30 protein-coding genes are annotated in these 23,755 nt (G+C 63.3%); 5 read left to right on the forward strand and 25 right to left on the reverse strand.

Annotation, left to right across the window (positions count from 1 at the left end; translation table 11 throughout):
* Positions 1–11 precede the first annotated feature (11 nt).
* The 3 genes from R2B70_RS08925 (at position 12) to nadS (ending at position 1,712) form a co-directional block, all read left to right on the forward strand.
* Complete coding sequence (locus tag R2B70_RS08925; protein WP_042077837.1) at positions 12–818, forward strand: crotonase/enoyl-CoA hydratase family protein; 807 nt, start codon at positions 12–14, stop codon at positions 816–818.
* Between the two features lie 275 nt (positions 819–1,093).
* Entirely contained in the window at positions 1,094–1,426 is a 333-nt protein-coding gene (locus R2B70_RS08930) for a type II toxin-antitoxin system RelE/ParE family toxin (RefSeq protein WP_113995678.1), read from the forward strand.
* 1 nt (position 1,427) lies between these two features.
* Positions 1,428–1,712 carry a NadS family protein gene (nadS, locus tag R2B70_RS08935; protein WP_236345763.1) on the forward strand — a complete coding sequence of 95 codons (285 nt, stop codon included), beginning with the start codon at positions 1,428–1,430 and terminating at the stop codon, positions 1,710–1,712.
* A gap of 107 nt (positions 1,713–1,819) precedes the next feature.
* Here nadS and R2B70_RS08940 read toward each other — a convergent pair whose 3' ends face one another.
* From R2B70_RS08940 to R2B70_RS09060, 25 genes are all read right to left on the reverse strand, one after another.
* Positions 1,820–2,638, reverse strand: coding sequence for a hypothetical protein (locus tag R2B70_RS08940; protein ID WP_318163178.1), 819 nt, complete (start codon positions 2,636–2,638; stop codon positions 1,820–1,822).
* 636 nt (positions 2,639–3,274) lie between these two features.
* A complete protein-coding gene (locus R2B70_RS08945) occupies positions 3,275–4,888 on the reverse strand; it encodes a hypothetical protein (RefSeq protein ID WP_318163179.1) in 1,614 nt (537 codons plus the stop codon).
* Positions 4,885–5,433: a hypothetical protein gene (locus R2B70_RS08950; protein ID WP_318163180.1), complete on the reverse strand. Its 549-nt coding sequence runs from the start codon at positions 5,431–5,433 to the stop codon at positions 4,885–4,887. The genes R2B70_RS08945 and R2B70_RS08950 overlap by 4 nt, the downstream gene beginning before the upstream one ends.
* Positions 5,430–6,311 (reverse strand): hypothetical protein, encoded by an 882-nt coding sequence (locus R2B70_RS08955; protein ID WP_318163181.1) that lies wholly within the window; start codon positions 6,309–6,311, stop codon positions 5,430–5,432. Before R2B70_RS08955 ends, R2B70_RS08950 begins: the two co-directional genes overlap by 4 nt.
* Positions 6,308–6,730, reverse strand: a complete 423-nt coding sequence (locus tag R2B70_RS08960) for a tail fiber assembly protein (RefSeq protein WP_318163182.1) — start codon at positions 6,728–6,730, stop codon at positions 6,308–6,310. Before R2B70_RS08960 ends, R2B70_RS08955 begins: the two co-directional genes overlap by 4 nt.
* Positions 6,731–6,741: 11 nt before the next feature.
* Positions 6,742–8,568 carry a phage tail protein gene (locus R2B70_RS08965; protein ID WP_318163183.1) on the reverse strand — a complete coding sequence of 609 codons (1,827 nt, stop codon included), beginning with the start codon at positions 8,566–8,568 and terminating at the stop codon, positions 6,742–6,744.
* Positions 8,565–9,167 carry a phage tail protein gene (locus tag R2B70_RS08970; RefSeq protein ID WP_318163184.1) on the reverse strand — a complete coding sequence of 201 codons (603 nt, stop codon included), beginning with the start codon at positions 9,165–9,167 and terminating at the stop codon, positions 8,565–8,567. Before R2B70_RS08970 ends, R2B70_RS08965 begins: the two co-directional genes overlap by 4 nt.
* Positions 9,160–10,347: a baseplate J/gp47 family protein gene (locus tag R2B70_RS08975; protein WP_318163185.1), complete on the reverse strand. Its 1,188-nt coding sequence runs from the start codon at positions 10,345–10,347 to the stop codon at positions 9,160–9,162. The genes R2B70_RS08970 and R2B70_RS08975 overlap by 8 nt, the downstream gene beginning before the upstream one ends.
* Positions 10,344–10,667, reverse strand: coding sequence for a DUF2590 family protein (locus tag R2B70_RS08980; protein WP_048207756.1), 324 nt, complete (start codon positions 10,665–10,667; stop codon positions 10,344–10,346). Before R2B70_RS08980 ends, R2B70_RS08975 begins: the two co-directional genes overlap by 4 nt.
* Complete coding sequence (locus tag R2B70_RS08985) at positions 10,667–12,589, reverse strand: phage tail tape measure protein (protein WP_318163186.1); 1,923 nt, start codon at positions 12,587–12,589, stop codon at positions 10,667–10,669. The genes R2B70_RS08980 and R2B70_RS08985 overlap by 1 nt, the downstream gene beginning before the upstream one ends.
* Positions 12,590–12,595: 6 nt before the next feature.
* Positions 12,596–12,739 carry a DUF6890 family protein gene (locus tag R2B70_RS08990; RefSeq protein WP_318163187.1) on the reverse strand — a complete coding sequence of 48 codons (144 nt, stop codon included), beginning with the start codon at positions 12,737–12,739 and terminating at the stop codon, positions 12,596–12,598.
* Positions 12,740–12,780: 41 nt separating this feature from the next.
* Positions 12,781–13,044, reverse strand: a complete 264-nt coding sequence (locus R2B70_RS08995; protein WP_048207754.1) for a putative phage tail assembly chaperone — start codon at positions 13,042–13,044, stop codon at positions 12,781–12,783.
* Complete coding sequence (locus R2B70_RS09000) at positions 13,041–13,241, reverse strand: hypothetical protein (protein ID WP_235671700.1); 201 nt, start codon at positions 13,239–13,241, stop codon at positions 13,041–13,043. The genes R2B70_RS08995 and R2B70_RS09000 overlap by 4 nt, the downstream gene beginning before the upstream one ends.
* A complete protein-coding gene (locus tag R2B70_RS09005) occupies positions 13,168–13,602 on the reverse strand; it encodes a hypothetical protein (RefSeq protein WP_318163188.1) in 435 nt (144 codons plus the stop codon). The genes R2B70_RS09000 and R2B70_RS09005 overlap by 74 nt, the downstream gene beginning before the upstream one ends.
* A complete protein-coding gene (locus R2B70_RS09010; RefSeq protein WP_318163189.1) occupies positions 13,599–14,060 on the reverse strand; it encodes a glycoside hydrolase family 104 protein in 462 nt (153 codons plus the stop codon). The genes R2B70_RS09005 and R2B70_RS09010 overlap by 4 nt, the downstream gene beginning before the upstream one ends.
* A complete protein-coding gene (locus R2B70_RS09015) occupies positions 14,047–14,373 on the reverse strand; it encodes a phage holin, lambda family (RefSeq protein WP_039040942.1) in 327 nt (108 codons plus the stop codon). Before R2B70_RS09015 ends, R2B70_RS09010 begins: the two co-directional genes overlap by 14 nt.
* A 23-nt stretch (positions 14,374–14,396) precedes the next feature.
* A complete protein-coding gene (locus R2B70_RS09020) occupies positions 14,397–14,606 on the reverse strand; it encodes a TraR/DksA family transcriptional regulator (RefSeq protein WP_318163190.1) in 210 nt (69 codons plus the stop codon).
* Between the two features lie 9 nt (positions 14,607–14,615).
* Positions 14,616–15,071, reverse strand: coding sequence for a phage protein (locus R2B70_RS09025; protein ID WP_318163191.1), 456 nt, complete (start codon positions 15,069–15,071; stop codon positions 14,616–14,618).
* 3 nt (positions 15,072–15,074) lie between these two features.
* Positions 15,075–16,187 (reverse strand): DUF2586 domain-containing protein, encoded by a 1,113-nt coding sequence (locus R2B70_RS09030; RefSeq protein WP_318163192.1) that lies wholly within the window; start codon positions 16,185–16,187, stop codon positions 15,075–15,077.
* Between the two features lie 4 nt (positions 16,188–16,191).
* Positions 16,192–16,878: a phage virion morphogenesis protein gene (locus R2B70_RS09035; RefSeq protein WP_318163193.1), complete on the reverse strand. Its 687-nt coding sequence runs from the start codon at positions 16,876–16,878 to the stop codon at positions 16,192–16,194.
* Complete coding sequence (locus tag R2B70_RS09040) at positions 16,875–17,399, reverse strand: phage tail protein (RefSeq protein WP_318163194.1); 525 nt, start codon at positions 17,397–17,399, stop codon at positions 16,875–16,877. The genes R2B70_RS09035 and R2B70_RS09040 overlap by 4 nt, the downstream gene beginning before the upstream one ends.
* Positions 17,396–17,869: a head completion/stabilization protein gene (locus R2B70_RS09045; RefSeq protein ID WP_318163195.1), complete on the reverse strand. Its 474-nt coding sequence runs from the start codon at positions 17,867–17,869 to the stop codon at positions 17,396–17,398. Before R2B70_RS09045 ends, R2B70_RS09040 begins: the two co-directional genes overlap by 4 nt.
* 112 nt (positions 17,870–17,981) lie before the next feature.
* Positions 17,982–18,707 (reverse strand): terminase endonuclease subunit, encoded by a 726-nt coding sequence (locus R2B70_RS09050; protein ID WP_318163196.1) that lies wholly within the window; start codon positions 18,705–18,707, stop codon positions 17,982–17,984.
* Positions 18,708–18,710: 3 nt separating this feature from the next.
* A complete protein-coding gene (locus tag R2B70_RS09055; protein ID WP_318163197.1) occupies positions 18,711–19,760 on the reverse strand; it encodes a phage major capsid protein, P2 family in 1,050 nt (349 codons plus the stop codon).
* 9 nt (positions 19,761–19,769) lie between these two features.
* Entirely contained in the window at positions 19,770–20,642 is an 873-nt protein-coding gene (locus R2B70_RS09060; RefSeq protein ID WP_318163198.1) for a GPO family capsid scaffolding protein, read from the reverse strand.
* 175 nt (positions 20,643–20,817) lie between these two features.
* Here R2B70_RS09060 and R2B70_RS09065 point away from each other — a divergent pair, with 175 nt between their 5' ends.
* Positions 20,818–22,632, forward strand: coding sequence for a terminase large subunit domain-containing protein (locus R2B70_RS09065; RefSeq protein WP_318163199.1), 1,815 nt, complete (start codon positions 20,818–20,820; stop codon positions 22,630–22,632).
* On the forward strand, positions 22,629–23,642 hold the full coding sequence (locus R2B70_RS09070; RefSeq protein WP_318163200.1) for a phage portal protein: 1,014 nt from the start codon (positions 22,629–22,631) through the stop codon (positions 23,640–23,642). Before R2B70_RS09065 ends, R2B70_RS09070 begins: the two co-directional genes overlap by 4 nt.
* The last annotated feature ends 113 nt before the right edge of the window (positions 23,643–23,755 follow it).

A 23,755-nucleotide genomic window follows, 5' to 3' on the forward strand; every position in this document is an offset into this window, starting at 1 on the left:
CGAGGACGGAAATGGACAAGCCAAGGGTCAAATGGGGGTTTCAGGACGGTATCGCCGAGGTGATGCTGACCCGGGGTGACAAGCTCAACGCGCTGGATCGGGCCATGTTTGACGCCATCGACGAGGTGCTGGGCCAGGTGTCGCGGCAGAAGGGGCTGAGGGCGGTGATCCTGCACGGGGAGGGGCGGGCCTTCTGCGCCGGGCTGGATGTGAAATCCATGCTGAGACAGCCGGTGGCGGCGCTCGAGATCCTCAAGCGCGAGGCGGACGAGGCGACCAACCTGGCCCAGCGGGTCGCCTATGGCTGGCACCAGCTGCCGGTGCCGGTGATCGCGGTGACTCAGGGGGTCTGCTTCGGTGGCGGCCTGCAGATCGCGCTGGGCGCCGACTTTCGCTTCAGCACCCCCGATTGCCGCTTCTCGGTGATGGAGATCAAGTGGGGCATCATCCCCGACATGAGCGGCAGCGTCACCCTGCGCAACCTGATGGGGATAGACACCGCCATGGAGCTGGCCATGAGCGGCCGCGAGCTGGAGGCGGCGGAGGCCAAGAGCCTGGGGCTGGTGAGCCGGGTCTGCACTGACCCCCTGGAGGAGGCACGGGCATTCGCCAGGACCCTCATCACCAAGTCGCCGGATGCGCTGGCGGGGATCAAGCAGCTCTACACCCAGGCCTGGGCCCGCAGTGACGAGGCCATGCTGCAAGAGGAGACCCGGCTGCAGAGGCAGATCCTGGGGCGTCCGAACCAGTGGCGGGCCACCCTCAACAGCCTGCTGCGCTGGCGCCTGCCGTTCGGCCCCAGGCGCAACGCCCTCTGAGCGGTTGGCTCACCCGTCTGGCCCAATCAAAATGGATCAAAAAAAATGGCAGCCTAGGCTGCCATTTTTGCATCTGTAATTAACTGTTTTATATGGTTTTATTATTTTTGATGTCCGCATATCGCCCCATTTATTTTGCTTGATGCCATCGTAGCTTGAGAGCCTGGTGGGCGTATTGGCTGCAAGGGTGGGACATAGCCAGAATGGCCATGTTGCCTCGCAGATTCGTGATGTGTACTATGTACACTATGATGAATGCTCAGAGTGAGTGATGCGTGAGTCACGCGATCGAATTTATAGAGACGTCTATCTTCACCAGGCAGATCAAAGCCTTAGCGACAGACGATGAGCTCAGAGCATTGCAAGTCGAGCTGATTGCCCAGCCAGAGAAAGGCGACTTGATCCAAGGTACTGGTGGCTTGCGAAAAGTTCGCATGGCAACAGGCCAGCAAGGGAAAAGCGGCAGTGCCAGGGTGATCTACTTCTTGGCAACTGTAGAGACGATTTACCTGGTACTGGCGTATGCGAAGAGTGAGAAAGAGAGCCTCACAGCCGCAGAAAAGGCTGAGTTGAAGAAATTGACCACGTTACTGAAAGGGGAGGTTTGATATGAACATGTTTGACGAACTGAAGGCTTCCCTGGAAGAGGCTGTCGAGATCAAGCAGGGTCGTGTAGAGCCTGCCGCACGGACAAAATACGAGGTTGCTGATGTCAAGGCCATCCGTCTTAACCTCAAGGTATCACAGCAGGAGTTTGCCCAAGCATTAGGAACGAGTGTGGATACGGTAAAAAGTTGGGAAACCCGGCGTCGTAATCCGACCGGGTTAGCTGCGAAAGTGTTGGGCCTTATCCAGGATAAGCCTGACTTGTTTCGTGAGTTGGCGGCTCATTGACCTAGTACCTAAATGTTAAAAGAAGGCCCCATATTAGTTGGGGCCTTCTTTTGGGGTAATAGTAGGGAAGGTGAAGTAGAGACACGCAATTATTTTGAGCTGTGCTGTTACTCGGAGCGGCTTACTTTTGATGAGTTAGTTGGGATGTCCTTTGGCGCAATCCATGTCACTTTCTCGGTCTGCTCGTGGCGTACTAGTGTGACTTGTCCCCCTTTTAGTCGATAAGCGCAATGGACGCCATTACATATCAAACGGATATGCGGTGTATCTTTGAGGAGAACTGATTGGGTCTTTGCGTCTTCGGCTGTCAATTGATCGTTTTCCAACCTGTCAACCCTTGCTTGCGCAGAGCTAATACCCTCATTGAAACTAAAGAATGCAGGTAAGAGGACAAGCAGTGCAGGTATGATCAAAATGGCAAACCGATCATAAATGATTTTCAACCAAAAAAAGAAGATAAAGAGCCTTGGCGTTGGCACCAGTGCTCTTCTACGTAAGAATTTTTTTACCTTTGGAAGACGTATTGAGCATAAGCGATGGCAATACCATGCCCATCTTAGCCGTAGCCCGACGCATACGAATAGAACCACGATGATGAATGCTATTGCAACGATGCCCCAGAACACCGGCTTGAGATAGATCTTTCCCGCGTCTAGCCATTGCATGTATCCCCAAGCGAGATATAGGTCCGCAGGCCATGGAAACTCAAAAATCTCCAACCCATCAACTAGGCATTCGCCCAAGTGATATGCCATTCCGGATAAATAGATACCCGCAGTGATTACAGGGATTGCTGCAAATACATTCGTTAGGAAGGTAGTAATTTTAGCTTGTGGTTCTATGGGGTCTGGTGCTCTTCGTATCTGTTTAAGATGTTGCCTTAACCAATGCCAGCGCTCCCAGTTGATCTCTTTTTTTTTCTTCATGTATCCCTACTCAAAAAATAGTGAGCCTCAAACATGTCCGTTATTGTACCGATACTATGGAGAATTGAAATGTGAACCAGTAGTTGGGATGTGGCGAGCTAGGTTTCAATGTTTCAGTTTCAAAATCGCTATTCATTATAATCTAACCATATGAAAATAAAGGTTTTTTATTGGCTTCAAGGTGTACGCTCATTACTTCATCGATCGTTCAAATATCCACGGAAAGTACTCACTGCCCATAGTATTCAATGTATTACGCTTTCCTCTGGTGTCTTAATGACTCGGAAAACTGTAAAACTCAGCAAAAAAGATCCTTCTTTGCAGATCCTCAACGCTCTGCGGATCTTTTATCTGGCGCGGTCTGGGCATATGGTTTTGCGATAATCCACTTTTGCAAAAATTTTTCCTGATGAACCCCGCAGGCGGGAGCGGATGAGCGCGGATTCCGTGACGCAGACGCGGCGGTGGGCGTCGCCGGCGCGCGTAGGGAGGCTGTGAGCGTGCGCAGGCTTCACGTATGATGCAGCGCTGCCCGATGGCTGCCTCTTCATGCGGCGCCATTCCCTGGCCATGCTCAGGCGCTGTCAGGCAGATAGAAGAAGGCCCCACACTGTGGGGCCTTCTTCGCTTGGTGGTTTACTCGATGATGGGAGATAGCTGGCCGGCCAACTGCTTGGCCTGTTGGCCATGTCCTGCAATGGCCCCGCTGTTACCTGGGGCTGGCCCACTGCCGTGGGTGTGGCCGGCAGTGGCTGCTGCCAGCTGCTCCACCACGTTCATCAGCTGTAGCAGCAGTTGGAAGATGTTCACGCCATGGGTCCCCATCCACGAACGGGGCGCCTCCAGGTGCTGCAATTCACCGGCAACTGCCCGGCGCAGTTGTCCCACCACCTCGACCAGATCCCCCGCAGTGGTCTGGCTCATGTTACCCAGACTTCCCAGGGTGAGATCATCCCCGGCCAGCAGCTCGACGGCGCCCAGCGCCTCGATGAGCTTGAGCCCGCCGACCTCCTCGATGCTGTGCTGGGCCACCTGCAGCCGATGCTGGCCATGTTCCCCCAGGTAGTCGTCACTCTGGTGGTGCATCTGCAGGGCGTGGTCGTACAGGCGCCGGTCGGTGTGGCGGGAGAGGTTGCCCACGGTGTCGGTGCGGTTGAACACCTCGGCCCGTTGCTGCTGCAGTTGCTCACCCGGGGCGATGTCCGGCAGAGACCAGCCGCTGCCGAGCACGGTGCGGATAAAGGGCCGATCTGCCCGACCAAAGGCGAACCCCAGCTCAACCAGGGTCCCCTCGATGGGGAACTGCAACAGGCCCTGCTCCTGCCCGCCGAACATTACCGGCAACGGCACCGCCCGATACAGCGGGGCCGCCTTGTCCGGTTGGCCATCCTCGCCCAGCAGTTGCACATCCACCGCGTAGCGGGGGCGAAAGGGGTCATTGAGCTGGCCGGTAGTGGCCAGATCGCTCACCGCCTCGACCCGCCCGAACTTGGGCAGGTGCATCTTGTCCGCCAGCTCCGGGAACTCGCCCTCCATCTTGCGCCGCTCCGGCGACTTCACCGGTTTGTCGGGTGTCGCCGTGGTCAGGGTCATCTCATCGCCCTTGAGCCGTACCCGCATAACCCGCTTGCCGTTGATGATGGCCCCGGGGCGGATGGCCGGCACCGGCGACAGGGTGAGGGTGTCGCCCGCCTGGCGCCCTGACCAGGCGGGATCGAGCGTCACCTCCTTGTCGTGCCAGCGGCTATGGGCGTGGCTCCCCACGTAGATGGCGCCATCCGGTTGCTGGTACCAGACAAAATCCGGCACCTCGAAGGCGCGCCCGGCGTTATCGAGCAACTGATAGCCGGTGCCGGCGCTGGTGAAGTTGGGGATAGGGCGGTCGGTGTAGTCCGCCCCCAGGGGCAGCAGGAAGGTGAGCCCGCAGCGGTCGGTCAGCCAGGCCAGCAGGCCGCGCAGGGTGGCATGCTGCTGGCTGACGGGCAGGCGGGATCCCAGGGCACCAGCGAGCTCCCGGCACAGCAGCTTGCTGGCACCGTTGGCGGCGGACTGTACGTCGTACACGTAGCCCGTGAACCAGCGCCGCAGGTCGCCGTTATAGCCGGTGTTCAGGGTGAAGGTCTGCCCCTTGCGGGCGGTGCCTTCAATGGTAAGGGCGGCGCGGCCGCCGGCGTTGAGATCTAGCACCAGATCATGGTCGATGAGGTGCACCGGTTGGCCAGCAAGGGTCAGAGAGGTGGTCAGTTTCATGCCAGCATGTCATCCATCGGTTGGAGCACGTAGCGCTCGAAGCTGCTGAGGTCCTGTGCTTCATCCCCCGCTTCTTTGCCGCCGGGCTTGGCGACGCTGGTGTTGGCAGTGCCCTGGCCCACGGTCGGGGCTTGCTTGGGCAGGCGTTGCTCGCGCTTCTCCGGCACCGAGTTGAACTCCTTCAAGGTGAATTGCACCTGCCAGGCCAGCAGCCCCTCTTGTTCGCTGGCGGTGATGCGCCCGGCGAACCTCGCCTGGCGTACCTTCACCGACTTGGCCAGGAGCGAGCCGACCCGGTAGATGTGGCGCTTGCCGCCGTTGCCCTTGGCATCCGCCAGCTCAAACAGCCGGCTCAGCATGCGCTCCTCCTTGAACGGAATGAGGCCTGAGACGTCTAGTTCCTTGCCCTTGGCGCCCTGTTCGGCGCTGCTGGTCGAGCTGGTCTGCCCGCTCTGGTCCTTGTCCTGAAACTGCATCGATGCGGAGACCCGCATCGACTTCATGGTGATGGGTTCGCCATCCAGGGTCAGCATGGCTTGGCTCATGGGGTCAACTCCTGCCAGAAGGTGAGCGGGGAAGGGGAGAGCAGCAGGGCACCGACCGTCATGCTCATGCTGTGGTCGGGGGGCGTGCTCTGCCCGAGCTGGGTGGCGAGGCTCGCCGCATCTCCCTGGCCTTGCCAGTGCCAGAGCGTGCCGGAGAGCTTGCCCAGTTCGGCCAGGGTGGTGGCCAGCGCATCGAGGCGGGCGCTGCGGCGCCCGGCGAGCCCCTGCAGCTTGTCGATGGGGCTCTGGCTATCCCGGGCGAGGCTCTCCAGTTGCGCCAGCTCAGCGCCAATGGCTGCCCTGGCTGGGCGCAACGGCACCCAGCAAAGGGGCTCCCCGGCGCGCCAGCGCGGCACCCTGGCGGCGGTGGGCTGATGCATGGTGTCGTTGCTGGCCGTGAGGCGGCGCAGGGTGGCGCACCACTCCGGCAGTGGCAGCAGGGCGCAGAGGAGCGCCAGCTGCCGGGCCAGGTCCTCGGCGCTGTTGCCGGTCACCAGCCAGGCGAGGGCATGCTGCTGCCGGCTGGGCAGGCGTGGGTCGGCGCCATCCTGCAGCTTGGCGGCCAGGGCGGCCACCGCGTTGGGGGCGGACAGATGGTGCTGGTTGCCCTGTTGTTGGCCCACCCCGTGCTGGTAAGGGGTGACGGTGAGGCAGTGGCCATTCACCAGCAACCGGTCGAGCTCGGCCCTAAGACCGGCCAAGCCCCCGGCCGCCTCGCTAAGCGGGTGGCGCCGATACTGGGCCCGCGCGGACTGTCCCTGCAGTCGTCCCATGGAGTTCGCCTGGCTCGCCGGAAGCTGCCCCAGCACCTCCTGGGCGCGGGTGTGTACGCTGCCGGCAGTGGCGGGCCAGCGCAGCGCCCCCTGGGCCCAGCTCATTGGGGCCTCTCCGGCCAAGTGACGGTAGTTGGCCAGCCCTCGCTTTGCGGCAAACGGTAGAGGGCAACCCGATAGTGTTGCCAGGCGATGAGCCGTTCACGTTCCAAATCGCTGATGATGCCCAGCTTCTCGGCATCCTCCAGCGGCGCCATGGCGGTGCTCGCCACTGTCAGCCGGTCATACAGGCGGTCCTGCTGATCGGCCTCGGTAGGGAGCGGCAGGGGGATCGCTTCAATGGGGCCAAAGTCGCCAAACATGGCCCGGCTGTAGAGTTCACGCCCGTGGGGCTCTATATCATCACGCCTTGCGGTGAAGGGGACGAACATCGGAAGGTGGGCAAAGAGCACCTCCATGTTCAGCTCGTTTTCCCGGCCCTGCTCTGCGGTGACGTTGCGTGCTTGGATAATCTCGATGGTCATTGGGGGTCTCCTTAGCTGATGCGGATCCAGGTTGAGTTATTCCAACCGCCTTCCTTGCCATCTCCGACGATGTAGCCGAGCAGTTTCCAGGTACCGGGCAAGGTGGCCCCCCGGCCAGCCCATTGGTCTGAGCCGCAGGCAAGTTTCAAACTGCTGCCAGCAACAACGAATCCAGCGCTTCTGGCACCCACGTTGGCGATACAGCAGGCCATGGCATAGGTCCCAATCTGTCCCCAGCCGCTGGCAACCACATCTGCATTGCCCTGGGCTGCGGGGTGGGTGTGGGCGGCCGGCGGCATGGTGGCGGGCTTGCCGGTGACTTCCCCCCAGCTGGGCCAGCGCGCGGCATAGGCCGGGATCCCGGTCAGTTGTGACCAGGGGTGGGTGTGGGCACTGGGCGGCATGGTGCCGGGCTTACCGGTGACCTCTGCCCAACTGGGCCAGCGGGTCGTTTGCACCGGTGCCCCGGTGATCTGGCTCCATTGGTGAGCGTGGCTCGCGGCGGCGGCCCCCAACTCGGCCAGGCTCGGCTTGTTGCCGGTGTTGTAATCCCGGGTCCAGGGTGTCCAGGCGCCAGTGCTGTACTGCGCCCGTCGCCAGACCCGGCTGGAGTTGTAGACCAGGTAGGTCTGCTGGGGGCCGGCACCAGCGCTGACGATGAGCGCCCCCGCGCTGTTCTCCGGGTAATGGCGGGCGGCCGAGGTGTTGGCGTTGGCATGTTGTGCATACACCTTGGGTTCTTTCAGGGTGTCGAGATCTTCGGTACCCAGGTTGATGGGGTTGAGCCAGGAGCCCGGGTGGGAATGGTTAGCTGCCGCGAGGTCTGGCTTGCTGGTCACCTCTGCCCAGCTCGGCCAGCGGCTGGCGGTGGCTGGCACGCCGTCCAGTTCGGACCAGGGGTGGCGATGGCTGCCGGCCTTGATCTCCACCGCGATGTTGACGCCCTGAGCATCCTCCAGGATCCCCTTGCCAATCACATCCCCGGAGAGCTCGATGGTGCGCTTGCGGCGCAGGTCGGTGATGCTGCCGTCGCTGTTGATGATGGCGACCTGGGCCACATGGTGCTGATAGCCGTTGCCGTCCACATAGTCGGCGAGGGCCGGCACGCTCAGGGTGAGGGTGAAGTGATTCACCCAGGCATTGAACAGGGAGCCCGCCCGGTAGATGTCGAGCCAGAGCCCCACCGGCTTGGCGCCGGGGGTGATTTTCCTGACCTCGTCGAGCTGGGCGCGCAGGCCACCCACATAGGCCACCCCGGGCTGCACCTTGTAGACACCGGATTCGCTTACCAGCTTGAAGCCGGCGCCGTAGAAGGTGGCCGGCCCGAAGAACTGCAGGGCCTGCAGGCGCAGGTCGTCGTCCATCCCGCGCAGGCGGGCGGCATAGTCAATCTGCCAGGTGCTGGCGTCCACGTGGGTGGCGGTGGCCTCGCTTGCCCGGTCGTACTCCATCAGCATGGACTTGACCAGGCTGTTGCCGGTCTGGCCGGTGGCCTCATTGGTCTTGAGCTTGGTCTCGAGCCCCTTGTGTACAATCATCCCCACCATGCCGCTGGCCTTGTTGATGAGGTACAGGGCATTGAAGCTGAAATCGCCGACCGTGGTGTCCATCACGATGGTGTAGGCCACCGCGTCGTTGTTGATGCGCCCGCGCTGGTCCACCGCGTGGCGGTGCACAATCTGGCCCGCCGGCGGCAAGCCCAGATCCGGGCTTATCGGCTGGTTCGGGTCCAGGCCCGGGATGTTGGCCAGCACGAACTCATCGAGCACCACCGGCGTCTGGTTGGCGAGGCTCGCCTGCAGGTAGCTGGCGAAAGCGTTGGTAATGATCTGGCTCATGGGGTCCTCTTGAGTGTCGCGCCGAGCACCTGCTGGTTCATGTCGATACGACCGGGGCGCAGGGTGGCAGTGACCGGGTAAACCACCTGGAAGCGGTAGCGGCGGCAGGTACGGCCATAGTGTTGAATGAGGGTTTCCATCAGTTGCTGATTGCTCGCGATGGCGCTGTCGGTCACCTCGATGGTGATGACGTCCCAGGGCGTGCCGGCCTGGCGTTCGTGGATGTCGCACCAGCCGATGCCGAGGCGTTCGAAGATGCGTTTAAATCCCGCCACCTCGCCGGCGTCCCGGGCGTTCACAAAGGCGAACTTGACCCGCTTGCGAAAGAGCGGCAGCGGCTCGCCGTTGAAACGTGCGATGTCCCGCTCCCAGGCGAGCAGGGCCAGCAAGGACTCCGAGCAGGTCAGCGGGTCTTGCTGGGCCAGCGGCAGCAACAACCAGGCCTTGAGCCGTTGCCAGAAGGCGTTGATGCCCTTGGCCAAGAACCCCGGCTCGGCATGGGCCGGGCTGATGGTGTAGCCGTCTTCCCACCAGGGGGCGCTGGCATCGGGTAGCACTGGCGCCTGCCGCTCATGCTCAAGGGGGGTCGGGTCAGTCATGCAGAGTCACCGTCAGCGTTTTCAATCGTGGGATGGCCAGCCCTGCGACGATGTCACTCTCGCCAAAGCGCAGGCTCTGGAGCTGCGGGAACTGGCTGTGCAGCTCGCGGCCAAGCTGGGAGAGCGAGAAGCGCGAGCGCGGCCAGGTGCGGGTGACGGCAGGGAAGTCTGCCGACTGGCGAAACGCCGCCCTGACCAGGTTCTCGGCGCCGGCTTTGAGTGAGGCCTTTTGCTCGTCACTGAGGTTGGCCTGGGGCCAGAGCGCTAGGGTGAGGCTGTGCTGGGTCTCGGGAATGCTCATCACGAACAGATCATCCCCGTGGCCATGGTTGCCCTGGCGGCCCACGTAGTCGTTGAGCTGGTTGATGAGGCTGGCCGGGGTGGCCCCCACCTCCAGCAGGATGTAAGCGTTGGCGGTACCGGGCCCCCGCGGGGCGTCGTGCTCGAAGAAGATGTGATCGGCGCGGATCCCCGCGACGCTCGCCAGCATAGAGCGGTAAATCGCATCGATGTGGTAACGACCCACCGCCGAAAACTGGTTTTGGATGCGCAGACCAAGCGCGTCGTTGCTCTCGACGTCGCTGCCCTGGGTGGTGATCCACTCCTTGTCATCGTTGCGGGCCGAGAGGATGCCGGTCACCGGTTCGCTCAACAGGTTGTAATAGCCCGGGGCCAGGTTCCAGGCTGCGCCGGCGAGCTCGGCCTCGCACATCACCCGGGCCAGTGCCTCCCCGGCCGGGCTCACCACCGCCTGCAGGGGGCGCAGGCGATAGATGGTGCCGTTGATGCGCTCGGTGGTGACCCAGATGTCGGCCGGGATGGTGACGGCGTCACTTGGGTTGGCTTTCACGAAGTTGACCAGACCTCGGGTCTTCTGGGCCGCCTTGCGGGTGAGATCCACATCCCAGGCCTTGAGGTCGAGATAGGCATCGGTGGCGGTGGCCGCGAAGGTGTTGGGCAGCACGTGGCCCGCCAGCAGGGTGCGGATAAGCCAGAGGGCCGGTGTGATGACCACGCCGCGCACCAGCCGCCAGAATGGGCTTACGTCGCTGTCGTTGGTGATGAGGGAGCCAGCGGCCACCACTTCCTTCTTGAGCTCGGCCTCCATGGCCGCCTCGGTGGTCGGCACGCCAGCCTCGGCCAGCAGGGCCATAAAGTCCACGGTCGGGCGCAGGTTCACAGGGTTACCTCCAGTTCGCCGAATTCATAGGTGCGGGCGGTGACCAGCACCCGGTCGGGGGCCTCTTCGCTGATGAAGATGGTGCCGGGCACCAGCCGCTCATCGTCTTCAACCAGCAGCTCAATCTCGGTCATCACGTCGCTGCGCAGGGTCGGGCTGCGCTCGCCGATGAGCTTGCGGGCGAGGCCGGATTCCATGATGCGGTGCTTGATGTCCTGACCGATGCTGTGCCGGTCCTGGGTGGTGCGGGGCTGGCCGCCGGCATCGAGCTGCCAGGCACCGTTCACCACCAGGATGTCGATGTACTTGGGTTCGCTCATCACTTGGTCTCCAGCCAGGCGTTTTCGGCCAGTTGTTCCGGGGTCATGGGGTTCTGGTTGGTGATGTGCACCTCGCCGATGTGCAGGGACTTGGCGGGCTTCTGGTTGGCAGCGCTCGCGGCCGCGTTGGCCTGGATCAGCTGCTGGCCCAGTCCGCCGGCCGGCACCTTGCTCTGCTCCGGCTGGCGGTAGCGGGCGAGGGGAGCGGTGATCGAGGCCTGTTGCTGCTCTGCCGCCATGGGGGCGCTGACCGTCCCAGGCATGACCGGGAGGGTCAGCGGGGTGAGCGCGGGCATCTGCAGATCCGGCATGCCGCCGAGCTCGATATTGACCCCCGGGATCAGGTTGAGCTTCTCGATCAACCAGTCCACCGCCCGCCCCAGCAACTGAAAGGGGCTCAGGTTGCCGAGTAGCTGCGTGAAGCTGGCCCAGCCAGCGGTGGCTCCGTCGATCATGCTCTGGATGGTGTCGAACACGCCCCAATCCGCCAGGGTCTTCTTGAGGTCATCCCAGTAGTAGATCGCCAGCCCAATAGCCCCGACGAGCAGCCCGCCGACCACATAGGCCAGCAGCACGGCCGGGTTCGCGGCCATCATGATGTTGACGGCCAGCAGGATGGCGCGAAAGGCAACCAGCCCAGCCTTGAGCAGGTTGAGCGGGGCGATCAGGAGCGACCAGGCGATGCCGAGCCCCAGGGTGGCCAGCTTGGCCACGCCAGCGACCAGCAGCCAGGCACCGGTCACCATGCTAAGGCCCACGATGGCCAGCAGGGCATAGCTCACCGCCCGGGTGAGGTTCGGGAAGAGGTGGGTCCAGCGCAGCACGGTGTCGGCCCCATCGGCAAAGACCCCCACCACCTTGTTGATGGCCGGCAGCACCACCCCGAAGGCGGCTGCCCGGATGGCGAACCAGGCTTGGGTCACCCGCTCCCACTGGTCGGTCATGGCCGCCGCCATCTGCTCAGCCTTGCCCATGCCGTGGGTGTTGCCCAGGGCGTTGATGTTGGTGGAAAGGGCCTTGGTGTTGGTCATCAGGAGCTTGACCATGGCCACCGCCTCATCCGAGCCAAACGCCTTCTTGAGCTCGTCCCCCTCGGCCACGCTCAGGGTCTCGCCATAGCGGGCCTTGAGTTTGTCGAGGATGGTGAGCACCGGCAGCATGTTGCCCGCCGCGTCGGTGAACTTCATGCCGAGCGCCTTCTGGGCACTGCCCACCCCGGCCAGGAACGCCTTGAACTTGGTTCCGGCTTCGCCACCGCCCATGGTGGCCTGCAGTTGGCCCAGCACAGCGAACTGCTCGTTCATTGACACCCCGGCCGCCGTGGCGTTGGCACCGATGGCCCCAAAGGCATCGGCCATGCCCTGACCGGTAGTCTTGAACAGTTGCACCGCGAGCGCCGTCTTGCCGGCCACATCCTCCACCCAGTTGGCCTTGCCCATTCTCTTGGCCTGCTGCTCGAAGATGCCGTACATGGTGCCCATGTAGTTGGTGATGGTGGCGGTATCGGCCTTGGTGGCCTTGGCCAGGACGGTCGAGGCGCGGGTGAAGGCGGGCAGCTCGTTACCCTCCAGCCCGGCGATGGCGGACTGGATGTCGTAGGAGGAGCGGACAATCTCGGTGGCCGAGTTGCCGTACTGTACGGACAGCTTGAGGGCTTCGCGGCCAAGCGCGCCGAGCACGTCCTTTTGCACATCAAGGGAGGCCACCTCGGAGAGGGCCCGGTCCATTTCGATGGCAGGACCCAGTGCCGCCTGCACCGCCAGTCCGCCGGCGGCCAGGGTGGTGGCCCCCATGGCCATGTTGCTCCAGCCCTGGCGGCCCGCCTTGCTGACCTTGTCCATCTGGGCATTGATGCCAGCAAGGGGCTTGGTGACCTGGTCAACCAGGGCCACCTGCATCATCAATTTTTCCATCCAGGCCATCAGTCGTTACCCGTTTAGTGCTTTGGCAATGCCCTCGGCCACGGCGGCGGCGTTGGACTCTCGGTGCTGTTTGTCTAACCAGATGGCGCGAGCCAGGTTGTCGAGGTCGTCCTCTTCGTGGGGCAGGTAGTAGCGCCGCAGCGCCAGCACCTGCTCCAGTTGGTTGCGCTCGATGGCCTCGGCGCGCGCGGTCAGTTTTTTACGGTGATCTCCAGGGTGGGGGCGAACTGTTCGTTAATGGCTCCCGCCAACTGCAGGGCGGCGCCCGGGCGCTTGAGCAGCTCGTCCAGCGCGGCCTTGCTCTCCTGGCAGACGATCTTCTTGAGGTAGTTGTGGGCCGGCGCCACCTTGTCGCTCGGCATCATGTCGTTGATGAAGCCGTTGTAGGCCACCATGGTGGGGGCGAACTTCAGCTCTTTGCCGGCGACGTCGAGGGTGATGATCGGTGTGCTCATGGGGTGGTCTCCTCTTGGGTAATCCAGTTGTTCAGGGTGGTGATCTGGGTTTGGCAGCGGCGCAGCGCCGTCTGCAGGGTGGGGATAAACCGCACGGCATCGCCGTAGGTGCTCCCCGTGAAATCAGGCTCCGGGCAGTGGGGTACCAGCCCCGGCGGCGGCAGCCGCTTTACCACCCGGGTTTGCACCACGCTCAACGGCTGGCTGGAGCAGGCGCAGAGCGCCAGCAGGCAAAGGCTCGCGAGCGCAATCCGGGCGGCCCGCCGGCGGCGTGGCCAGGGCTTGTTGCAGGTCATCGGCGGTCTTCCTGTTCTGATTGTCGAGCTCGGCCAAGGCCGCGTTCTGGTGGGCGAGCAGTTGGCGCAGGGCGCTGTCTTCTTGCCGCAGCGTCTTGAGCACACTGCCCATCTGGTCGTTGGCCTCTCGCAGGGTGGCAATGGTCTCGTTGGCAGTGGCGAGCTCCCGGGTGCGTTGGGTGAGCCGTTCCCCCTGGGCAAACAGCAAGCTGCCGATCACCAACCCGATCAGGGCCGGTAACAACCGGATGAACGTGCTCATGCCAGCACCCCGCCAAACTCGGTGAACTTGGCCAGCAGATCCGCCAGCTTGTGCTCGCGCTGGCCGTAGCCGGCGTCGGGTAGGCTGGCCCAGATGTTGGCGCACTTGCTGATCGCCTGTTGAATGCGCCCCTTGATCACGTCATCCAGTGCCTTGCGCTCACGGATAAGCTGGATGGCCCAGGTGTCCTGGGAGACGGGGCCAAAGTCCGGCAGGCCGAGCGCCGCCTGGTAGTGGCGCCAATGGCGGGACAGGAACTGATAGCGCCCGGCGGCGGTGCTGTGCAGGGTCGGATTGACCCGCACCAACACATCGGGGTGTTCGCGGTAGTCCTGGAAGAACCCGGCCGGGTTGACCAGCTTGTTGTAACCGTCGTCGCCCAGCCCTTTGGTGCCCTCGGCATAGGCGAGCAGGTCGAGAAAGGCGGCCATCTGGGGATGGCAGTCACTGCGCGGCATTGTTGTCCTCCTTCTTGCTAAACATCAGGGCCGCCCTGTCGCGGATGATGTCGATCCCAAGCAGCCCCACCACGCCGCCCAGAAAGGGGGTGGCCTCCTGGGGGATCCCGAGCAGGTGGGTCCCGGTGGCGGCCGCCAGGGTAATGAGGCCGCACAGCAGGGATTCGATCAGCCGGCGGCGACCCCGCCCACCGGCGTAGGTGATGCGCAGGAAGGCGATGGCCAGCGCCAGCAGGGCCCCATAGACGGCGGGCCAGTTGTCCATCAGCCAGGCCAGCAGGGCGGTGGCGAGGGTCGGGTCTTTATGAGGCATGTGGTTCATGTCCGTTGCTCTGATTAGCGGGCCAACCGTTCAAGGCGGGTCTGGCAGGGGGCGCACAGGCGCACCCCGGGTACGTGGCGACGGCGTCCCTCGGGGATGTCGTCGTCGCACTCTTCGCACTGGCGCAGGCTCTCCCCCTGGTAGTGCCCCTTGCCCACCTGGTTGGCGAGTTGGATCGCCAGCATGCGGGCGGCGTGGTGGTTGGCGCGGTCGATGTCGTCCAAGCGTCCCCCTTAACCCAGCAGGTGGCGGGTGTCTTCCTTGGAGAGGTAAGGCACGCCGTTGAGGTGAACGAAGTCGGGGGAGGTCACAAAGCCTTTCACCTTGTGCACGCTCTTGCTGCCCCCCTTGGGATCGATGTCGAGCAGGTCGGAGACCAGCAGCTTCACCCCGAAGGCCTCTACCTTCATGGTCTCGGTTCCGGTGTCGGCGTAGAACAGCACATCGTCCGGTTCCATCCCACGCCAGCTCCCCGCCCGTTTGGCGGCGTCGGCCAACTGCGAGAAGTTCTTGGTATCGAGCTCGAACTCCAGCTCGGCGGCGACATCGCCATCGACGAAGCCGTCCGGGATCCCCCGGGTTTGCGCCACGGCGCTGTTGTCGGTGATGGAGAGGCTGGCCTTTTCGACGTGGACCATGGCCCCCAGGAGGGTGGCGTCAAAGCTGGCACCGGAAATTCGACGGGTCATGGGTTAGCCCTCCCCATTGTTGAGGCTCAAATCGAGCATGATGTTGACGGTGATCCCCTTGGGGCAGTCCACGGTGCGCACCACCACAAACACCGAGACCAGGTTCTTGGCGACCCACTGGATGCGGATGTCGCCATCCTGGGGGGAGGCGATGTCGCCCGGGAACGGCTGGCCGTTGATGGTGGTGGCCTTGGCCATCTCGCGCAGATCCTTGCCGAAGTAGGTGATGGCGGCGGCGGTACTGCCCGGGGTGGAGTTGAACGAGCGATCCCCGATGCGGGCGATGGCGCGCAGGCGCATCCGGCGCGCCACCTTGTAGGCAATGCGCAGGTTTTCGATCACCTGGTAGTCACCGCCTTCGGCGTCCAGGGTGCGGCCATCGGCCCAGTAGATCCCGTCATAGTCCGGGTACCACATCGGCACCGAATAGCGGTTGGCCTCCAGGGTCTGCAGGGTGGCCAGCGGCAGCGGGATCCCGTCCTTGTCCACCGGCTTGTTGCCAAGGCCCACCAGGGCGCCGGTCTTCACCCGGCAGGGGCTGTCGGCGATGCTCACCGCCCGGTTGCACAGACGGCCCGCGTAGGCGCCGGCCAGGGTCGGCCAAAGCTGCGGGATCAGGGAGACCGAGCTCGCCGCGATGCCGTCCTGCAGGGTGGCCAGCTCGGCCTCGTAGGTGGACCAGTCCTGTTCGTCAGCGATGGCCGGCACGGCCAGCAGCATGAACTGCCAGCGCCCCCATTTGGCGATCAGCTCCTGGTTGAGGGCGTGGGCGGCGTTGATGGCCGCCTGGTCCCACTCCTGCCCGAGCACCACGACCCCTTCAAACGACTGGGTCTGCTGGGCGTCGCGGGCCGCGTCCAGCCAGGGTTTGTCGGTGGGCAGCACATAGGCCGCCGCCGACCAGTTCTGGCCGGCGTTATCGCGGGCGGCCAGCAGGTTGGCCTTGAGCTCGCTGTCCGTGGCACCGAGCAACTGATCGAAGTCGGATTGGGCGTTGAGGGAGAGCAGCTTGCCGGTGTTGCTGGCAGCGCTGCCGATGAACAGCAGGTGGCGCTCGACTTCCGTCACGGGCCCCTGCATCTGGTTCAAGTTGTTGATCTGTACGTAAGGCCACATGCCGTTATTTCCCCTTCATGTCTTGCTTGTTGACGTCCCAGCCGTAGTCGATGCTCTGCAGGGCGCGGGCGAAGGCCTGTTGCCGCTGCCTGACATTGGCGCCCAGGAACGGGCGCGCCGGCAGATGGATTTCCCAGCTCTCGGCCGCCGGTTCGTCCTTGAGCTTCTTGATAAGCAACCCCGCCTGGGCGTAGTTGAGGTGACCGGTGATCCAGCCCAGTGAAGCCGAGCGGTATGAGCGCTTGCGCTGACCGGGGCGCTTGAACCCGAGCTCCCGCAGCTTGCGTGCCTGGGCCTTGGTGGCCTGCTTCTGCTTGCCGCCTTCACTGGGGGCGATGCGTCGCCGGCTGGCGGCCGTCACCTTGTAGGTGTGTCCCTTCTGATGGGTGTTGGCGATGACCCCGGCGTGGGCGCTCATGGTGCCTTTCTTGAACCCAACCTCGGCCACGTCCTGGCGCGGCTCGTGGATCACCAGCAGCTTGGGCAGGCCGCGCAACATCTTGCGTTTGCCCCGCTTGCGAGGGGCCCAGGCATTGCCGTTGGGGTCTTGCTGCTGGCGCACGTGACGGGCGGCCAGCTTCTTCATCTCGTTGGCGGCGCGCCATACCAGGCGCTTGCGCTGCTTGGGCGGCAGGGCCAGCAGATTGAGCTGGTCTTTGCCACGACGGGTGTCCAGGGTGATGGTGATCATGAGAGGCCACCCACCTGGTGAGCGCCGGTTTCACCCACGTTCAGGTCAATCTGCTCAGCCACCCAGATGTCATAGGGGGCCACGTTCCAGTGCTTGCCGAGCCAGTTGATGGGCCCTTGCGGGTGCTCGATAAGCCGCAGCGGCTCGGCGAAGGGGAGCTGGATCTCGAGATCGGCCGTCTGCTCGTCGTTCGGGGTCACGGCGTACTCGGGATCGGGCAGGTCGAGCTGCCCGCGCACCTCGTCGTGCTCCTGCACCCAGGCTGCGACGGCCGCCAGCAGAATGGCCGGATCCAGCTCCCGAAACGGCAGTTGCTCGATGGTGAACACCGCCTGATAGGTGAGCCAGGCCACGTCCACCCCGGTGGGCCCCATGTTCCTGGGTTCGAGCTTGATGGTGCCGTTCTCCATCCAGCTATCCAGGCGCTTGTGGCACTTGGCCGGCAGCACCCGCAACAACTCGGCGTGGAGCGCCTGCAGGAAGTAGCCCTGGGCCTGCTGCTCGTTCATAGCGGCGCTCATATCAGCGACACTCCCGCCCGGTGCTTGCCCTTGATGCTGCGCACCAGTTGCTGGCTCTCGGCCAGCAACTGGGCGCGCTGGTCCGGGGAGCGCTCCACCTGGTTGTTGGCGGTGGCCCGCTCGGTGACGCTGGCGAACTCCGGCAGCAAGGCCGCCTTGGCCCGGGCAAAGACGGCGCCCAGGTACTGCTCGGTCAGGGCGTTCCTGCCGGAGTCAGCGCCATCGTCAAGGCTCGGACCCGGCACGGCGGCGGCACTGGCATAACCCTTGGCCTGCAGGGCGGCCTGGTGGCTGGCGAGCTGCAGGTTTATTTCAGAGACGGCAGCCAGCAAGGCGGCGCCTGTGGTCTGCTGGTCCAGATCGGCAGGCAGGGCGCGGCGGCGCTCGAAGTCGGCGACGGCCACATCCGGCCAGAACCCATCATTGCGGATAGTGGCGGCGCTGTAGTCGATGTCCTTGCCTGCAAACATGGCTTGCCTCGCTGGTTGAATGTGGGCACCCCTGTAGCCACGCAATTGCCGCTGGGTTCGCCAGAGGCGGTCCATGGCATTCGCGCCGGGGTGCGACGGCGCGGAGAGTCGGTTACTCCGGATTCAGCGCCCGCAGGCGCATGGCAATCTTCTGGCGCAAGGTGCCGACGCCCACCTTGCCGTGCAGCTGCTCGGCCTGGGCCAGCCAATGATCGGCCTGCTCCAGGGTGGCGCTGTCCCCCACGGCGCTCGGGCGGGGTTGGCCGTCGTGGTCGCGCAGCAGCAGGCAACCCGCAGCCTTGAACCACTTGGCGGTTAGCCGTTCGTTGAGGCGCCAGTCATTGCGCACCTTGTCGAACACCCGGGAGAACCAGGGATCGACGGCATGCCCCTCGGCGGCCTGCTTCTCGGCCCACTCCAGCACGGTGTCGGCCACGAAGTGGGCCCAGTCGCGCTTGATGTTGGCCGGGGTGCGTTGGCCCTGCTTGATGGCGAGATCCGCCCAGGCGATGCCGGCGTCGAAGTCGCCCACATCGAAAGCCCAGATGATGAGGCGCTGGAACAGCTCGTTCTGATAGGGCTGGCCCGACTCGCTGACGGCGGCCAGATAGCGCTCCACATAGGGGCGGTACTTGGGCATCAGCTCATCGCGTTTCATGTTCACCCGGTCGCCGATGCGGGCCAGCTTGCGCAGCCTGACGATGTCCTGCTCCAGGGCAATCAGCTGCAGGTGCAGGCTGTCGGCCACTGCACCGGTGGCCACGCCTGAGCTGGCGGCCTGCTGGGCCCCCTGCACGGCGTGCACGCGCTGCTTGTGACGTTGACCGGGTGAGCTCATGGCTTAGGCCTCGGGAGCCGCCGGTGCGGCGCCGATCTCGATGTCGGCCTCTTCAAAGCCGCCATAGGCCAGGTGCTCGCCGAGGGCATAGCCTTCCATGCGCCAGTACTGGTTATCGAAGCACTTCTTGTCCTGGTTATCGTCAGCCTTGCGCTTGCGGGTGCCGCGCTGGGTGTAGATGTGCAGGTTGTCCAGGGTGGTGACTACCATCCGCTTGCCCGGGAAGAAGGGCGGGATATAGGCACGGCGCCCGGCGATGGACTCTGCCAGCTTCTGGGCAGCGATCTGCTCGCTCGGTTTGGTGGCCTCGCTGTAGAGCTTGGCCTGGGCGGCAGCGATGAGGTCGGTACCGACTAGCACCACCAGACGCGGGTCCTGGCGGAACAGGGGATCGATGGTGGTGTTGATGAGGTCCGAGGCCATTTCGTCCAGGGTCTTGTAATCCCCCTTGCCGTCCGGGTCGAAGTAGATCTTCTTGCCGGCCTCTGCCTTGATGATCTGGCTACCGTCGTTCCACTCGCGGGCGATCTGGTGCCAGCCCTTGTTGACGTCTTCCCCCAGCGGGTGCTCGGCGGGATTGGTATCGGCGGCCGCTTCCACGCCGTTCCAGCCGACCCGCAGCATGTCCAGGGCAAAGGCCTTGTTGATGAAATCCCCCACCAGGCGCAGGAACTCGCCCTCGCTGCCGGCGTTGGCCCAGACGCACAGGGTCGCCCAGTCCAGCGAAGCGCAGGAATCGGTCTCGGTCAGATCGTAGGTGTTGCCATCGACGCCGATCTTGCCGTTGAAGCGGCCGTTCTTCTTGCGGCCGGTGAACAGCTTGCCGATGCCGACCTGCACCACCTGACCCTTGATCTGGTCCACATCCAGGCAGGTGATGAGGCCGAGGAACTCGACGGAAGCGAGCAGGGCGGCGCGCAGGCCGGTTTCCACGGGGCCGGTGACACTGAACTGCTTGGCAAGGGCGTTGACGGGGATGCCATAGGCCTTGGCCAGGGCATTGCTGTATTGCTCCAGGCGCTCCATGGCCTGGACGGTGAGGGTCTGACTCATGAGCTTTCCTTAAAATACGCAGGGGGTGTCGTCACCGCCGAGGGCGCCCGGGCGCTGGCCCGGCTTCTCGGCGGAGAACTGGTCGATCTTGCCGTTCAGCTCGCCGAACTTGTCGGTCAGGCTGGCCAGGGTCTGCTCCAGCTTGCTGAACTGTTCTGTGGTGATGCCGGGCTTCTCTTCCACCTTGTCGGGCTCGGTGGCCGGGGGGGCGGGTTGCTCGGGTGCGGGGTGGGTGTCCAGCTTGGCGCTGAAGCCATCGATCTTGGTGCCAAGGCCATTGAGGGCCCCCAGCATCTGATCGAACTGTTCTTTGGTCATTTCCTCATCCTCGGGTTGGCTGGGGGTCGGTTGGGGGGCTTGCTCGCCGTGGCTGGCCAGGAAGCTGAAAAACTTGGCGATCAGGCCATCGGCCTTTTCGTGCTTGGGCAGCTTGAACGTGGAGAGATCCAGCGGCTCGCTGGTGCCAACGGCCTGCCCCTTGTTGCTCTTGCTGAACTTGAGATGGGTGGTCCCGATGCTGGCCGGTTCGTCGGTGACGCCGAGGCCCAGCAGGTAGGTGCGGCCCAGATCGGCGAAGTTCTCGAAGGGCTCGATGGAGCAGAACTGATACTGGCCGCTCTGGTTGTAGTAGATGAGATCCCGGTTCGGGCAGAGGATGGCGAACAGCTTGAGCTTGCCATCCACCTCTTCGGTCTTGAGGGCCTGCACGGTGCCGTAGCTGGACCAGCGATCGTGATCGGGCCAGATGACGGCGGTGTAATAGGTCGGGTCGTAGGTCTCTGCCATGTCGGTGAGCCAGTCGCGGGTAATGTCCCGCCCGTCCACCGCTTTGCCTTCGGTGGCGATACAGACCCAGCCAGTTCTCAAGGTTGATTCGTTCATGCCTGCTCCCAAGTGATGCGGGCTCAGGCTATCGGGTCGGCAAGGGGGTTTCACGTTATGGTGTTCGGCGGGATTCGGATCCAGCAGGAAATCCGAATTGCTCAGAACATCAGTGGGATAAGTGGGGGGAGGGGGCTGGCTATGATGGCGCCATCATTCACCGGATGGAGGCGCCGTGGCGTACCCCGAAGAGATCCGCAATGCGGCGAAGGGACTCTACCTTAAACGATGGACACCCCAGGAGATCAAGGACGAACTGGGGCTCAACTCCTGTCGCATCATCTACTACTGGGCCGAAAAGCTCGGCTGGCGCGACCTGCTGACCGAGGAAGCGGTCGAGGATGCCATTAATCGCCGGGTGCAGGTGTTGCTGCATCGGGAGAAGAAAACCCCGGGCGAGCAGGAGGAGCTGGACCGACTCATCGGCCACCATGTCAGCCTCAAAGAGAAGGCGCTCAAGTGGGCCGAGCGCGAGCAGGCCCTCAAGGTCCAGCGTGAGCAAGGGCATGAGCCCGGGCCCAGCCGTGGCAAGCGTGAGCGCAGCAACCAGGCAGGCGGCAGCCGCAAGGGCGGCAAGAAGGCCAAGAACGAGATCGGCCACCTGACGGCCGATGACTTTACTGAGTGGCTGGGCTCCCTGTTTGGCTATCAGTTGCGGGTGCGGGAGGCCAAGAACGACCCGGCGCTGCCGCGTACCCGCAACATCTTGAAGTCTCGCCAGATCGGCATGACCTACTACTTCGCCGGTGAGGCGCTGGAGGATGCCATTCTGACCGGTGGCAACCAGATCTTCCTGTCCGCCACCCGGGCCCAGGCGGAGGTGTTTCGCTCCTATATCTGCAAGATTGCCCAGACTTTCCTCGGCGTCACCCTGACCGGCAACCCCATTGTCCTGTCGAACGGCGCGGAGCTGCATTTTTGCTCGACCAACTCCAACAGCGCCCAGTCCCGCTCGGGCAACGTCTACATCGATGAGTATTTCTGGATCCCCAACTTCGAGAAGCTCTCCGACGTGGCCAGCGCCATGGCGACCCAATCGCGCTGGCGCAAGACCTACTTCTCGACCCCGTCGAGCAAGGTGCACGAGGCATACCGGTTCTGGACCGGGGATCGCTGGAAGGGGCAACGCCCGAGCCGGGTGGCTATAGATTTCCCGGGCGAAGATGACCTGCGCGATGGCGGCCGCGTTTGCCCGGATCGGCAGTGGCGTTACGTCATCACCATCGAAGATGCCATTCGGCTTGGCTGTAACCTCATCGACATTGAGGAGCTTAAAGACGAGTACCCGGAGGAGGTGTTCGACCGCCTCTACATGTGCCGCTTTATCGACGATGCGCTGTCGGTGTTCAAATTCCAGGATATGGAGCGGGCAGGGGTAGACCCGAGTCGGTGGGAGGATTACAAGCCCGGGCGGCCTGATCCGTTTGGCCGGCGCGAGGTGTGGCTGGGCTACGACCCGAGCCGCACCCGCGACAACGCCACCTTGGTGGTGGTTGCGCCGCCCATGGTCGCTGGTGAGCGCTTTCGGGTACTCGAGAAGCACTACTGGCGCGGGCTTAACTTTCAATACCAGGCGCAGGAGATTGAACGCATCGCCAAGAAGTTTCGGGTCACCTATCTCGGGGTCGATGTCTCCGGCATTGGCGCCGGGGTGTATGACCTCTTGAAGCCCACTTTCAAAGGCATATGCCACCCCATCAACTACAGCATCGAGAGCAAATCACGGCTGGTGCTCAAGATGATCGACGTGGTGGAGGCGAACCGCATCGAGTGGGACAGCGCAGATCGGGATATAGCGCTGGCGTTCCTCGCCATCAAGCGCAGCACCACCGGCGGCGGCCAGATGACGTTTCGGGCCGCCCGGGACAATGTGACCGGCCACGCCGACGTCTTTTTTGCCATCGCCCACGCCGTGGCCAACGAGCCCCTCGATACCACCCGCAAACGTAAATCCACCTGGGCAACCAGCCAGGAGAGAAAGGCAGCATGACCAAGCGACACAAACCCCAACCGGCCCGGGTGGCCACCCCAGCAAAGAGCGCGGTGGCGTTCAGCATGCCGGAGACCATCGACCCCACGGCCTGGATGACCGATTACACCGGGGTGTTCTACAACCCCTATGGCGAGTATTACCAGCCGCCCATCGAGCGCAAAGGGCTGGCCAAAGTGGTGCGGGCCAATGCCCACCACGGGGCCATCCTGATGGCGCGCCGCAATATGGTGGCAGGGCGCTTTACCAACCAGCGCACCACGGTCACCGCCTTTGCCCACAACTACCTGCAGTTCGGGGATGCGGGACTGCTCAAGCTGCGCAACGGCTTTAACCAGGTGGTGGGGTTGCTGCCGCTCTCGAGTGTCTACCTGCGCCGGCGCGAGGATGGCTGCTTTGTCTACCTGCAGCAGGGCAAGCCTAACCTGATTTACCGGCCGGAGGACATCATCTGGCTGGCCCAGTACGACCCCGAGCAGCAGATCTACGGCATGCCCGATTACCTGGGCGGCCTGCAGTCGGCGCTGCTCAACCAGGATGCCACCCTGTTTCGGCGCAAATACTTCCTCAACGGCGCCCATATGGGGTTCATCTTCTACGCCACCGACCCGAACATGGACGACGACACAGAGGAGGAGATGAAGGAGATGATCGCGAGCAGCAAGGGGGTGGGAAACTTCCGCTCGATGTTCGTGAACATCCCGGACGGTAAGCCCGATGGCATCAAGCTGATCCCGGTGGGGGATATTGCCACCAAGGACGAGTTTGCTGCTATCAAGGGGATCACCGCCCAGGACGTATTGACCAGCCACCGTTTTCCGGCGGCGCTGGCCGGTATCATTCCGACCAATGGCGGGGGAGGGCTTGGGGATCCCGAGAAGTACGATGCCACCTATGCCCGCAACGAGGTGCTGCCGCTGTGCGAGCTGATCCAGGATGCCATCAACAGCGCGGGACTCCCTCGCTCCCTCTGGGTCGATTTTCGGGAGAATATCGGTTCAACTGTATAAACAAACAGTATTTGCTGTGGCAAGGTAGGCTTTTGATTTGGATAGAAAAGGGGGCGAAATAATAGCCCCCTGATATCATATTCACTTAGCATAAAAAATTTATTGCAAATATG

The organism is Aeromonas sp. XH (genome assembly GCF_033348475.1).
In the GTDB taxonomy this organism is placed as follows: Bacteria; Pseudomonadota; Gammaproteobacteria; order Enterobacterales; family Aeromonadaceae; genus Aeromonas; species Aeromonas sanarellii.

What these genes read in the sequence shown, in the direction of transcription:
- R2B70_RS08995 (WP_048207754.1), bottom strand. Translation starts at nt 13,044, where the DNA reads ATGAGCACACCGATCATCACCCTCGACGTCGCCGGCAAAGAGCTGAAG.
- R2B70_RS09005 (WP_318163188.1), bottom strand. Translation starts at nt 13,602, where the DNA reads ATGAGCACGTTCATCCGGTTGTTACCGGCCCTGATCGGGTTGGTGATC.
- R2B70_RS08970 (WP_318163184.1), bottom strand. Translation starts at nt 9,167, where the DNA reads ATGACTGACCCGACCCCCCTTGAGCATGAGCGGCAGGCGCCAGTGCTA.
- R2B70_RS09010 (WP_318163189.1), bottom strand. Translation starts at nt 14,060, where the DNA reads ATGCCGCGCAGTGACTGCCATCCCCAGATGGCCGCCTTTCTCGACCTG.
- R2B70_RS09035 (WP_318163193.1), bottom strand. Translation starts at nt 16,878, where the DNA reads ATGATCACCATCACCCTGGACACCCGTCGTGGCAAAGACCAGCTCAAT.
- R2B70_RS08960 (WP_318163182.1), bottom strand. Translation starts at nt 6,730, where the DNA reads ATGACCATCGAGATTATCCAAGCACGCAACGTCACCGCAGAGCAGGGC.
- R2B70_RS09030 (WP_318163192.1), bottom strand. Translation starts at nt 16,187, where the DNA reads ATGTGGCCTTACGTACAGATCAACAACTTGAACCAGATGCAGGGGCCC.
- R2B70_RS08940 (WP_318163178.1), bottom strand. Translation starts at nt 2,638, where the DNA reads ATGAAGAAAAAAAAAGAGATCAACTGGGAGCGCTGGCATTGGTTAAGG.
- R2B70_RS08965 (WP_318163183.1), bottom strand. Translation starts at nt 8,568, where the DNA reads ATGAGCCAGATCATTACCAACGCTTTCGCCAGCTACCTGCAGGCGAGC.
- R2B70_RS09025 (WP_318163191.1), bottom strand. Translation starts at nt 15,071, where the DNA reads ATGACCCGTCGAATTTCCGGTGCCAGCTTTGACGCCACCCTCCTGGGG.
- R2B70_RS09060 (WP_318163198.1), bottom strand. Translation starts at nt 20,642, where the DNA reads ATGAACGAATCAACCTTGAGAACTGGCTGGGTCTGTATCGCCACCGAA.
- nadS (WP_236345763.1), top strand. Translation starts at nt 1,428, where the DNA reads ATGAACATGTTTGACGAACTGAAGGCTTCCCTGGAAGAGGCTGTCGAG.
- R2B70_RS08985 (WP_318163186.1), bottom strand. Translation starts at nt 12,589, where the DNA reads ATGGCCTGGATGGAAAAATTGATGATGCAGGTGGCCCTGGTTGACCAG.
- R2B70_RS08955 (WP_318163181.1), bottom strand. Translation starts at nt 6,311, where the DNA reads ATGAGCTGGGCCCAGGGGGCGCTGCGCTGGCCCGCCACTGCCGGCAGC.
- R2B70_RS08945 (WP_318163179.1), bottom strand. Translation starts at nt 4,888, where the DNA reads ATGAAACTGACCACCTCTCTGACCCTTGCTGGCCAACCGGTGCACCTC.
- R2B70_RS09050 (WP_318163196.1), bottom strand. Translation starts at nt 18,707, where the DNA reads ATGAGCTCACCCGGTCAACGTCACAAGCAGCGCGTGCACGCCGTGCAG.
- R2B70_RS08925 (WP_042077837.1), top strand. Translation starts at nt 12, where the DNA reads ATGGACAAGCCAAGGGTCAAATGGGGGTTTCAGGACGGTATCGCCGAG.
- R2B70_RS08980 (WP_048207756.1), bottom strand. Translation starts at nt 10,667, where the DNA reads ATGAGCGAACCCAAGTACATCGACATCCTGGTGGTGAACGGTGCCTGG.
- R2B70_RS09045 (WP_318163195.1), bottom strand. Translation starts at nt 17,869, where the DNA reads ATGTTTGCAGGCAAGGACATCGACTACAGCGCCGCCACTATCCGCAAT.
- R2B70_RS09015 (WP_039040942.1), bottom strand. Translation starts at nt 14,373, where the DNA reads ATGCCTCATAAAGACCCGACCCTCGCCACCGCCCTGCTGGCCTGGCTG.
- R2B70_RS09070 (WP_318163200.1), top strand. Translation starts at nt 22,629, where the DNA reads ATGACCAAGCGACACAAACCCCAACCGGCCCGGGTGGCCACCCCAGCA.
- R2B70_RS09040 (WP_318163194.1), bottom strand. Translation starts at nt 17,399, where the DNA reads ATGAGCGCCGCTATGAACGAGCAGCAGGCCCAGGGCTACTTCCTGCAG.
- R2B70_RS08950 (WP_318163180.1), bottom strand. Translation starts at nt 5,433, where the DNA reads ATGAGCCAAGCCATGCTGACCCTGGATGGCGAACCCATCACCATGAAG.
- R2B70_RS09055 (WP_318163197.1), bottom strand. Translation starts at nt 19,760, where the DNA reads ATGAGTCAGACCCTCACCGTCCAGGCCATGGAGCGCCTGGAGCAATAC.